The sequence below is a fragment of the Petralouisia muris genome, from assembly GCF_004793545.1.
GTDB lineage: Bacteria > Bacillota > Clostridia > Lachnospirales > Lachnospiraceae > Petralouisia > Petralouisia muris.
Genome location: NZ_SRYA01000105.1, coordinates 1 through 11,808, shown reverse-complemented (window position 1 = coordinate 11,808; position 11,808 = coordinate 1). Strand labels below are relative to the sequence as shown.

The 11,808-nt window shown below is 45.6% G+C and carries 7 protein-coding genes; 6 read left to right on the top strand and 1 reads right to left on the bottom strand.

The genetic code is table 11. The features are described 5' to 3' along the window. The first annotated feature begins 334 nt into the window (after window positions 1-334). The 6 genes from E5329_RS26155 (at window position 335) to radA (ending at window position 8,616) form a co-directional block, all read left to right on the top strand. Window positions 335-1,381, top strand: a complete 1,047-nt coding sequence (locus E5329_RS26155; RefSeq protein ID WP_135992147.1) for a ComEC/Rec2 family competence protein — start codon at window positions 335-337, stop codon at window positions 1,379-1,381. 293 nt (window positions 1,382-1,674) lie between these two features. Beyond that, window positions 1,675-3,858, top strand: coding sequence for a cadherin-like beta sandwich domain-containing protein (locus E5329_RS26150; RefSeq protein WP_168356781.1), 2,184 nt, complete (start codon window positions 1,675-1,677; stop codon window positions 3,856-3,858). A gap of 22 nt (window positions 3,859-3,880) precedes the next feature. Next, the gene (locus E5329_RS26145) at window positions 3,881-4,252 is read left to right on the top strand and encodes a GntR family transcriptional regulator (RefSeq protein ID WP_135992145.1); all 372 of its coding nucleotides are present in this window, start codon (window positions 3,881-3,883) and stop codon (window positions 4,250-4,252) included. Window positions 4,253-4,264: 12 nt separating this feature from the next. Then, window positions 4,265-6,721 (top strand): ATP-dependent Clp protease ATP-binding subunit, encoded by a 2,457-nt coding sequence (locus tag E5329_RS26140; RefSeq protein WP_135992144.1) that lies wholly within the window; start codon window positions 4,265-4,267, stop codon window positions 6,719-6,721. An 87-nt stretch (window positions 6,722-6,808) separates the two neighbouring features. Next, the gene (locus E5329_RS26135; RefSeq protein WP_135992143.1) at window positions 6,809-7,222 is read left to right on the top strand and encodes an endosialidase; all 414 of its coding nucleotides are present in this window, start codon (window positions 6,809-6,811) and stop codon (window positions 7,220-7,222) included. A 23-nt stretch (window positions 7,223-7,245) separates the two neighbouring features. After that, complete coding sequence (gene radA, locus E5329_RS26130) at window positions 7,246-8,616, top strand: DNA repair protein RadA (protein ID WP_135992142.1); 1,371 nt, start codon at window positions 7,246-7,248, stop codon at window positions 8,614-8,616. 199 nt (window positions 8,617-8,815) lie between these two features. On the opposite strand, the gene E5329_RS26125 is transcribed toward radA, so the two are convergent. Beyond that, window positions 8,816-11,218, bottom strand: coding sequence for a heavy metal translocating P-type ATPase (locus E5329_RS26125; RefSeq protein WP_135992141.1), 2,403 nt, complete (start codon window positions 11,216-11,218; stop codon window positions 8,816-8,818). Window positions 11,219-11,808: the final 590 nt, after the last annotated feature.

Here is an 11,808-nt window from a genome sequence, read left to right as displayed (position 1 = left end):
TAATTCCCCCATGAATGGGGGCTAGGGGGCTGAAGTGTCGAAGACACTTTTTTATAGGAATCCCATTGCAAAAGCATAGAAAAATTTTGTTACTAGTAAAAAATTAGCAACAAGCGTTAAAGAATCCTTAATTTATAAGGATTCTTTAAAAGAAAACTTAAGAAAACTTTAATTTTATCAGCAAAGTCTGGGAATCTGCTTCCCGATGCAGTATCATAAATTCGTGATACAAGTTATGTTTTTTGGAATAGCTTGCAGCGGAACGTTCTGAATTTTTTATAGAAAACATGATAGAAGATTCCAGAAATCGCGCTGCAGCAGGGAGGCGGTCAGAATGAAGAAAAAAATGATAATAGCAGAAGTCGGCGCGGCCGCAGCTGCAGTCATTTTTATGGCGGCGGCAATAGGGGGAATCTGGAAAGTAAACTCTAAGACCAATCGTCTTTATGAAGCGGTCCGTCAGGTCCAGTCCATACAGGAAAATATGCAGCAGGAATGGCAGAAAGCATCTGCGCAGGGAAACAGCCAGGTCAGCAGCTATATTCCGGATCTCAAACCCCATAAAGAAGGGTGGAAAATTACCCAGTTCGGCGATGTCATGCAGCAGCAGGAAATGTGTTATACTATTACCACGGATACCGGGCTTGTCATTGTGGACGGTGGACAGGCTTACGAGGAGGAAAAACTCAGGAATATCATTGCCCAGTACGGCAACCATGTGGAAGCCTGGATTTTAACCCATCCCCATCCGGATCATATCACGTCTTTTCTAAATATTTATGAGAACTTGCAGGGAATTCAGATTCACCATGTTTATACCATTGAACTGCCGGACATGGAGACTTTGAAGAAAAATGCGTCCTGGGAGGATTACAGTGATTTAGAACGGTTCCGTTCTTTGGATATCCCGAATCTGGAATATTTGCACAAAGGAGACAAAAAGAGTGTGATGGGGCTGGAACTGGAAGTGCTGAGCGCCTATGACAGTAAGATTGATGAGCTGTCTAATGATTTGATGAATGACGGTTCACTGTTGTTTCGGGTAAAAGGCAAGGAGGAATCCATGTTGTTCTGCGCCGATGTGGGAAGCGCCGGAGGCAAGACAGATAAAGTCAGGAAGCGCATGACAAAATATCTGGTGGAGGAATATGGGGATAGTCTGAAATCCGATTATGTTCAGATGGCCCATCACGGTTTCCAGGGCCTAGGCCGGGAGTTTTATGAAAAAGTAGACCCCAAGGCAGCTTTTTTTGACGCACCTTACTGGCTGATGAACGGGGAGTCCGAATTCAGTTCCAAAGAAAAAGAGGACATGATTCTGGATATGGGAAAAATTGTGTACAGCTATTATACTGCTCCCAACCAGATTTTGCTGAAATAGCTTTTCAACAAGTGACAAAAGGGCTGTCGGGAAATGAAATTTATACACGATCTATGGTTGTGATATTGAAAGAATCACAATATATATTGTGGAAATCTGTCATTTTCGACAGCTCTTTTTGGCATTAATATTTATAAGGAATCCGACGCTTTTATTTCCATAACTCTTGACAACTTGGGATCAGGAAAATTATAATGGTATTTAATCATGGGGCAGTATGCCATAAGAAGCAAGAAAGATTAAAATATAGACAGAACCATGACAGATTTTTCAACAGAAGAAAGGTGTGGAATATGAAAAGAACAAAACAGATTACAGGCATTTTTTTATCACTCCTGTTGCTGCTTGGCCTGTTTGCGCCTATGACGGCGCATGCAAGCGGGACAGTGACAATATCTGTATCTTCTTCTACGGTAAATGTAGGAGATACGGTAACCGTAACTGCCTGGGCGTCCGGGCCCAACGGAGAAGCGGCTATTGCGAAAATGGGATTTAACTACGACAGCGGGAAATTTTCTTTTGTAAGCTGCAGCGAGGCAGACTATTCAGGAGGAAGTGAAGGCTATGTGGGAGTGACAGGAAATAACGTTTCCATCACTCTGAAAGCAACGGCAGCAGGAATTGCTTCTGTAACCGTCAGCGGTTCCAACGGCGTAAGCGTCAGCGACGGAACAGCAGAGTATGGAGAACTTACGGCAGGCGGCGCCAAGCTTACGATAAATGAAGGAACTGGCGCAGGAAATAATGCAGCCGATAATGGAGATACTGATAACGGAGCGGATAACGCCAATAAATCAGAAGATAACAGCCTTGCGTCCCTGTCTATTTCTCCGGGCACTCTCTCTCCGGCTTTTCAGTATTCTGAGACAAATTATACAGCAGCTGTAGCGGAAGACGTCACAAGCGTTACCGTGGATGCCAAGCCTTCCAATGAAAAAGCGAAGGTGGAATCCATTACAGGCGCAGATAATCTGCAGCCGGGACAAAATACCATAAGCATTGTGGTGAAGGCAGAGAATGGAAACGCCGCCACCTACAAGATTGTGGTAACCAGAGGCGGAGAAGGCACGGCAGCCCCGGAGACTCCTCAGGAAACCCAGGACGGAACAACGTCTCAGGAAAATCCCCAGGGAATTACCATTAACGGACATCCCTTTGATTTGGCGGAGGTGATACCGGAGGATGCAGTTCCTCAGGATTTTACAAAAACAACGGTTACCTGTCAGGGAAAACAGGTGGAAGGACTTCAGTTTGACAAAGGCGCATTAAAGCTGGTCTACCTTACCACTCCCAGTACGGAAGTGAAAAATACCCTTGCAGTTTTTGAGGAGGCCAGCGGAAGCATTTATCAGTTCCGCAAGGTAACCATTGGAGAAAAATATGTAATTTTACTGGATCCTCCGGCAGAACCGGGGCTTTCTGCGGAGTATACTCCTGCAACAGCTTCTATGGAAGGGTTTGAAAACGTTCCGGTCTATGTAAAGGGGACAGCAGTTCCAGCAGCCGCGCCGGAAGGAGAGGCAGCAGACCCGGAGGGAGAAGCGGAAAATCCGGAAGGGGCAGAAGGAAATCCGGAGGGAGAAGCAGAAAATCCAGAAGGAGCAGAAGGAAATCCGGAAGGAGAAACAGTGAATCCCCAGGCGGCGGAAACAGAGTTTTCTCTGGTTTACGGCATCAGCAGCTTTGGAAATATGGGCTGGTATCAGTATGATGCAGCGGAAGGATTTTTTCAGCGGTATGTTCCTGCTGCGGCAGTGCAGGAAACTCCTAAGGAAGGGGAATCTATAGACAGCAGTGTGCAAATGCAGAGTCTGCAGAGTGCATACAAAGATTTGGAAGAAGAATTAAATGAGAAAAAATCCAGTTCCAGAAAGACTACGGCGATCATGGTATTTCTTATTGCAGTGCTGCTTATAATAATAGTAAACCTGATTCTGCGGGGCAGACAGGGGGAGGATGACGAGGATGAGGATGCACTGTTTGAAGATGCGCCTAAGCCTAAGAGAAAGACAAAAGTTAGTCAGGAAACCAGGCCGATGCCGGTTACAAAACCGGAATCAAGAAAGAAGCCGGACACGTTGGCTGATCCCATTCCACAGAGAAAGTCAGAGCTGAAAGGAGCGGCCGGTTCCCAGAGAAGGTCAGAACTGCCGGAAGCGGCCGGTTCCCAGAGGAAATCAGAGATGCCTAAAATGCCGGAAATGCCCAAAATGCCGGAGATGCCCAAAATGCCGGAGATGCAGAAGGCGCCGAAGGCAACAGTGCCTTCGCAGACACCGCAGACGCCTGGGTCAGCTTCAATGGCAAAAGCATCCAAAATGCCCAAAATGCCGGAGTCTTCGCCGGTTCCGGCCATGCGTAAGAAGCCAGCCATGCCGGCTCCTCACGTGGCGCCGAGAAAGTCTGTCCCTCCTGCGTCTCAGAGCAAACCGGAAATAAAGGATGATTTTGAAGTAATAGATCTGGAGGATTTATAGAAGTCAGAATAACAGGTGAGATATGTACATTGAAATTGATTTTAACAGCGATGAGGCAATTTATATGCAGCTTCGGAATCAGATTGTGCTTGGAATTGCCACAAATCAGTACCGGGAGGGGGAATCCCTTCCCTCGGTGCGCCAGCTTGCCGAAAGTATCGGGATTAACATGCACACCGTAAATAAAGCATATCATGTATTGCGGCAGGAAGGATTTATCCGTTTGGACCGCAGAAACGGAGCTGTTATTTTTCTGGAAGAAGATAAGAGCCAGGCTGTTTCAGAGATGAGGGAATCTTTTCAGGTAATATTGGCCAAAGCAGTCTGCAAAAATATTTCCAGAGAAGAAATACATCAGTTAATAGATGAAATATTTGATGAATATGAATTGTGACAGGAGGAGCTAATGCATAAAAAGTATACGTCCCAGGCGGGAAAGGTTCTGGAGCTGGCGGCAAAGCTTTCCAGAAAACTTCAGCATAATTATGTAGGCACAGAACATATATTGGCAGGGCTGCTGCAGGAAAGAAGCGGAGTGGCGGCCAGAGTTCTGTCAGAAAATCACCTGGAGGAAAAGAAACTTCTGGAATTGATTGAGGAATTGATTTCCCCGGGCGAGGGTGCCGTTTTACTGGATGCAGACGGGTATTCTCCCAGAACACAGAGAGTTCTGGAAGCAGCGGAAAAAGAAGCAGAGCATTTTAGCAGCGAAGAGGTGGGGACAGAGCATCTTTTGCTTGCGATTATGAAAGAAAATGAATCTGCAGCAGTGCGTCTCTTGAATACCATGAGCGTCAATTTGCAGAAATTGTATATTGATCTGCTGGTGGCCATGGGAGAAGAGGGCAGCTATTCCAGAGAAGAGCTGAAGTCTGCCAGAGGAAGAAAACGGAATCTTGAGGCGACCCCGGTATTGGATCAGTATTCCAGGGATTTGACAAAGCTTGCCATGGAAGGAAAGCTGGACCCGGTTATCGGCAGGGAAGAAGAGATTCGCCGTGTGATTCAAATTTTAAGCAGACGGGGCAAGAACAATCCCTGTTTGATTGGTGAGCCGGGAGTTGGCAAAACTGCTATTGCAGAAGGGCTTGCACAGCAGATTTCCTTAGGCTTGGTTCCGGAGTCTGTAGCTGGGAAACGGGTGATTACGCTGGATCTTTCCAGCATGATTGCTGGTTCGAAATACCGGGGAGAGTTTGAAGAGCGCATTAAGAAAGTCATACGGGAAGTGATCGGAGCCGGAAATATTTTACTGTTTATGGATGAACTTCATACGATCATCGGTGCAGGGGGCGCAGAAGGAGCTATGGACGCTTCCAATATTTTAAAGCCCTATCTTGCCAGAGGTGAGATTCAGATGATTGGTGCCACTACGGTGGAAGAGTACCGGAAATATATCGAAAGAGACGCTGCATTGGAGCGAAGATTTCAGCCGGTTATGGTGGAGGAGCCTACTGTGGAAGATACGGTGGAGATTTTAAAGGGACTCCGCAAATTTTATGAAAAGCATCATCAGGTAGTAATTACCGATGAAGGGCTGGAAGCGGCGGCAAGGCTGTCCCATCGGTATGTTTCCGACCGTTTTCTGCCGGATAAGGCCATTGACCTGATGGATGAGGCTGCGGCGAAGGTGCGTTTAGAGGGAGTGAAGACGTCCACCAATTTACAGGATATCCGAATTGAAATTAACCGTATTACGGATGAAATGGAGGAGGCTATCCAGAAAATGGAAATAAAAACGGCCTCAGAGCTGCGGAAAGAAAAAGAGGCATTGCAGGCTGAATATAATAAAATTCAAAAAAAAGCCAGAAAGTCCATGAAACGTAAAAAGGCAGAAGTAGGGGAAAATGAAATTGCAGAAGTAGTGGCCCAGTGGACAAAGATTCCGGTCAAGAAGCTTGCCGAAGAAGAATCAGCCAAACTGCGGAAGCTGGAGGCTGTCTTGCATAAACGTGTGATTGGGCAGGAAGAAGCAGTGTCGGCAGTGGCAAAGGCTGTCCGAAGAGGCAGGGTGGGACTGAAGGATCCAAACCGGCCTATTGGCTCTTTCCTGTTTTTGGGACCTACCGGCGTAGGAAAAACGGAAATATCCAAGGCGCTGGCAGAGGCCGTGTTCGGTACGGAAGATTCAATGATCCGGGTGGATATGTCAGAATATATGGAGAAACACAGCGTTTCAAAAATGATCGGTTCGCCTCCGGGGTATGTAGGTTATGACGAAGGGGGCCAGTTAAGTGAAAAGGTAAGGAGAAATCCCTATTCAGTAATTCTTTTCGACGAGATTGAGAAAGCTCACCCAGATGTATTCAATATTTTGCTGCAGGTGCTGGACGATGGGCATATTACAGACGCTCAAGGTAGGAAAATAGATTTTAAAAATACGATTATTATCATGACTTCCAATGCAGGCGCCCAGTCCATTATTGAGCCGAAAACTCTGGGCTTTGCTTCCGTGGAAGATGCAAAACACAATTACGATCGGATGAAAGACAGTGTGATGGAAGAGGTAAGAAGAATTTTCAAGCCCGAATTTTTAAATCGTATTGATGAGACAATTGTGTTCCATGCCCTGACGAAAGAAGACATGAAAAAGATTGTGACGCTTATGACGAAAAACCTGGTGGAACGATGCAAAAAACAGATGGGAATAGAGCTTCGCATTACCGGAAATGTAAAAGGTTATATTGTAGATACTGCATATGAACCCAAGTACGGCGCCCGCCCGCTGCGCAGGATGATTCAGAATAAAATTGAAGATGGGCTGGCAGAGGAAATTCTTTCCGGCAGCATAAAGCAGGGAGATTCTGTAGAAGCAGCCATGCATAAAAAAGAGATTGTATTTACCGTAAAAAAAGAAAAATAAAAGGAAATATTGCTGGCAAAACAATGGGATTTATTATATAATGAATACTGGAAATACGGACAAGATTTCAACAGGAGGATAAAAAGAATGGCTGTAGTAGAGGAATTGATTCGTACAGAGAACAATGAGACTTTAAGTTTTGGAAATTATAAGCTGGCAGCAAAGTCCAAATTGGATAATTATGAATTTGGCGGTGATTTATATAAGGTAAAGACCTTTAAGGAAATTACCAAGCTGGAACGGAATGGGATGTTTGTTTACGAATCTGTACCTGGAACTGCTGTGAGCGGACTTCATGTAACAGACAGCGGCATTGAGTTTCAGGTAGAAGGTCCGGAGGATGCACAGATTACTCTGGAGCTGGAGGAACAGGCGGAGTATCAGGTGACGGTAGGCGGAGTGAGCGCCGGCAATATGAAGACCAACCTGGGAGGAAAGTTAAGCCTTAGCGTGGAATTGAATGAAGACGCCCCGGTTGCCGTTCAGATTGAAAAAGCTTAATAATATAAGCTGAAAGAATATTTATGGCAAAAGGGAAAAAGATTACAGTATATTTCTGCCAGTCCTGCGGGTATGAATCCTCCAAATGGATGGGGCAGTGCCCGGGCTGCAGGGAATGGAATACTTTTGTAGAGGAAGCTGTAGAGAAGAAGGCATCAGGAAAAATAAAAGCTGTTTCCGGCGGAAATGAGGAGTTAAAGCCCTCTAAAATATCTGAAATTGATATGCAGTCCAAAGAACGGATGAAGACGGGATTTACAGAACTGGATCGCGTACTGGGAGGCGGAATTGTTCCCGGTTCTCTGGTATTAGTGGGAGGAGATCCAGGAATTGGAAAATCCACACTGCTGCTGCAGGTTTGCCGGAATCTGGCAGAGGCGATGGAAGTGTTGTACATTTCGGGGGAAGAGTCTCTGCAGCAGATCAAAATGCGGGCACAGCGGATTGGAGATTTTTCCGATCAGCTGCAGTTGTTTTGTGAAACAGGTATGGAACGGATTGAGCAGGTGGTGGAACGGCAGAAGCCCCAGGTTGTTATTATTGATTCTATCCAGACTATATATAGTGATGAAGTGGGAAGTGCCCCGGGAAGCGTTTCTCAGGTGCGGGAAACCACCGGGCGCCTTCTTAAGGTTGCCAAGGGAACGGGAACAACGATTTTTATTGTAGGACATGTGACCAAAGAAGGGGTGGTGGCGGGTCCAAGAGTACTGGAACATATGGTGGATACCGTGCTTTATTTTGAAGGAGATCGCCATGCATCTTACCGGGTGCTGCGGGGAGTGAAGAACCGTTTCGGCTCCACCAATGAAATTGGCGTTTTTGAGATGCGGGAAGAAGGTCTGGCGGAAGTGATGAATCCTTCGGAGTTTATGCTGAATGGAAAGCCCAAGGGCGCTTCCGGTTCCGTAGTCGCCTGTTCCATGGAAGGCACCCGGCCTATTCTGGCGGAGATTCAGGCATTGGTTTGCCGCAGTAATTTCGGGATACCCAGAAGAACGGCAGCGGGAACAGATTTAAATCGTGTGAATCTTCTGATGGCAGTGTTGGAAAAACGGGCAGGATTATCCCTGTCTGCCTGTGACGCTTATGTAAATATTGCAGGTGGAATCAGAATGAATGAACCTGCAATAGATCTGGGAATTGTGATGGCTCTTGCATCCAGTTTCCGAGATATAGCGGTAGATGAAAAGACGATATGTTTCGGAGAAGTGGGATTAAGTGGAGAAGTCCGGGCTGTCAGTATGGCCCAGCAAAGAGTAACAGAAGCAAGAAAGCTTGGATTTGAAACCTGTATTTTGCCAAAAGTTTCAATTTCAGGCTTGACAGATATGAAAGACATAAAGATTGTTGGAGTGGGAACAATTCTGGAAGCCATTGGGCAGATTATGTAAGATAGATATTGTATCTATCAGGCATTGAAAGTTTGTCAGATAGATGGGCCAGCAGGGGGTGTGCATTCGCACGAAGAAGAAGGGCTGTCGGGAAATGACAGGTTATCTGCAATATATACTATGATTCTTTTAGCGTCACAAGTATATATTACAGATAAATGTCATTGTCCGACAGCCCCTTTGTCTGAAGCGGTATGATTTATGATCGGCGCGAATATAAGATCCGAATCGAATTTAATACACACAGCATGGCGACGCCGCTGTCTGCAAATACTGCCATCCACATGGAAGCGTGGCCAGTCAGTCCAAGAATCATAACAAGAGCTTTGATGGCCAGGGCAAAGATGACATTCTGCCATGCAATCCGGTTGGTGGATTTTGCAATGGCGATGGAAGAGGGCACTGCCTGCATATTAGAAGTCATAAATACCACGTCTGCTGCTTCGATGGCGGCGTCTGCACCGCTTCCCATGGCTGCTCCCACGTCTGCGCCAGCAAGGACAGGCGCATCGTTGATTCCATCCCCTACAAACATGACAGCGCCATTTTTTTGCCGGATTTCCTGAAGCTTTGTCAGCTTATCTTCTGGAAGCAGTCTGGCGTAAACCTGATCGATGCCGGTTTCTGAGGCAACAGTTTGGGCGCTTTCCAGTTTGTCTCCTGTCAGCATGGCAGTAGAGATATGCAGTTGTTTTAAACTACTGATGGCTTCGGCCGCCTCTGGTTTTACAGTGTCGGCAATCAGCAGGCAGCCGGCTGGACTGCCCTTGTGGGCCAGCCATACTTCTGTGCCGTAATCATTTTGGATGCAGCCGGACAAGTCAATATTGAATTTTTCCATCAGTTTCCTGTTTCCGGCTAATGTTTCTCCGGAGGATAATACAGCCTGAATTCCATGGCCGGCAATTTCTTTTAAAGAAACAGCCTCTTCCAAAAGAAGATTTTTCTCCCGGGCAGCAGCTGATATGCTGACGCCTATGGGATGGGTTGAGTGCTGTTCCAGGCTGGCGCAGAGTTTCAGAACATCGTCTTCCGTATAATTCTGAAAAGGTATGATTTTTTGCACTGCAAAATTTCCTTTGGTAATGGTGCCGGTTTTATCCATTACGACGGTGGAAATGTGATTCAAAGCCTCAATGGAACTCCCGCCTTTGAATAGGATGCCTTTCTTGGAACCGGCGCCGATTCCGGAAAAAAATGCGAGGGGCACGCTTAATACCAATGCGCAGGGGCAACTGATGACCAGAAATGTCAGTGCAGTATAAATCCAGTGGTTCCAGTTTCCGGTCATTAGTGAGGGGATGATAGCAGTGGCCAGTGCGGCCGCCACTACAAAAGGCGTATAAATTCTGGAAAATCTGGTGATGAACCGATCAATTTTAGGTTTGCTGGCGGCTGCGTTTTCCACAGAATCCAGAATACGGGTTACCATGGAATGTTCCAGTGTTTTTTCCACACGGATTTTTAACTGGCCAGAGGTATTGATGCAGCCTGATGTAACAGCGTCTCCAACAGAAGCCTTAACTGGAACAGGTTCGCCGGTGATAGGAGAAGTATCCAGACGGCTTTCTCCCTCAATCACAGTGCCGTCTAACGGAATCCGATCCCCAGGGCGCACAAGAAGAATATCTTCCGGCTTTGCTTCTTCTGCAGCGATTTCTTTTGTATCAGATTCAGTTACAAGAGTCACCACTTCTGGCCGCAGGTCGACAGCTTCCATAATCTGGGAGCGGCTGCGGGAAACGGCAACTTCTTCAAAATACTCCCCGATACGGTAAAACAGCATAACCCCTACAGCTTCCGGAAAATTACCAATGGCAAAAGCGCCGATGGTTGCAAGGCTCATCAGAAAATTTTCATCGAAAATCTGACCTTTGCACAAATTTTTCAGAGCTTGCAGGACAATTTGTCCGCCGAGAATCAGGTAGGAAATCACATAAATAGCAGAGGGAAGGAGAGGACTGCCCCCATTTAAGTGTTCCAGAATTTCTCCGGCGGCAAAGAGAAGAGCACCTATTATAATAGAAATAAGGTCCATTTGATGTTCCGAAAGCCGATGTCCTCCTGATGCATTTGTTTTTGGGTTCTGAAGAGATTTTTTGCCTTTCTGAGAAGCCTGTTGTTTGCGAACCACGACTTCTGGTTCAATGGATACGCAGATTTCCTGAAAGCGTCTGATAAGAGCCTCTTCTTTTCCTGCCGCTTCCGGTTTGACAGCCACGCGAAGCTGTTTGGTGGCAAAAGTAAGGGTGGCGGCATTTACTTCAGGCAGATCATTGATACGGCGTTCCATTTTGGCAGCGCAGTTGGCGCAGCCTAAATTTTCCACCAGGCAGGTAAATTTTATTCCGCTGGCTGTGTCGGCGTTTGGATGATGCTGGTGGGTTTCTCCATGATGATGCTCATGGCCGCATGAACAATTCTCATTCTGTTCATGGTGATGTTCATGGTGATGCTCATGGCTGCATGAGCAGTTCTCACTATGTTCATGGTGATGCTCATGGCTGCATGAGCAGTTCTCACTATGCTCATGGTGATGCTCATGCTCACAGGAGCAGTCTTGGTTATGTTCATGATGGTTGTGGTTTTTATAATCTTTCATTAATAAATTCCTCCTGAAATAGAGTATTATGATCTACGAAAAATCAAACATACATGAATAATTGTTCATATGTAAATTAAATCATATAAAAGATTTTTTGTCAATATGATAAGTCTTTTTTATTAAATTTATCGCGACATATGCCAGAATGGTCTTATTTTAACCTTTGTACCGCCGCAGGCAATGCCGAACATCATGGCGCCTATGGACTGCCTGGTAAAATCTTGGAATATCAGCATCAAGAAGTCTTCCCAGCCCCAGACAGCATAGGATAAACACATAATCACGAAAAAAGTACTACCCATAGAAATACCAAATAAAATATATTAATAAAAAGTTAAAATTATAGTTGACAAGGATGGATAAATGTGGTAAAGTAATATTCGTTGCTGAGAGCAACAGTTGAAAATTGTAAATGATTGTCAGAAACAGTAAAATTTTGAAAGACAAAAAATTACAAAAAATATAAAAAAGTTATTGACAAACGCAAACGACTGTGATAAGATATAGAAGTTGTCGCGCAAGAGAGATAACAAAACGACCTTGACAACTGAACAGTGGAATAACCTTGAAAGATTCAAAGAGTTTCC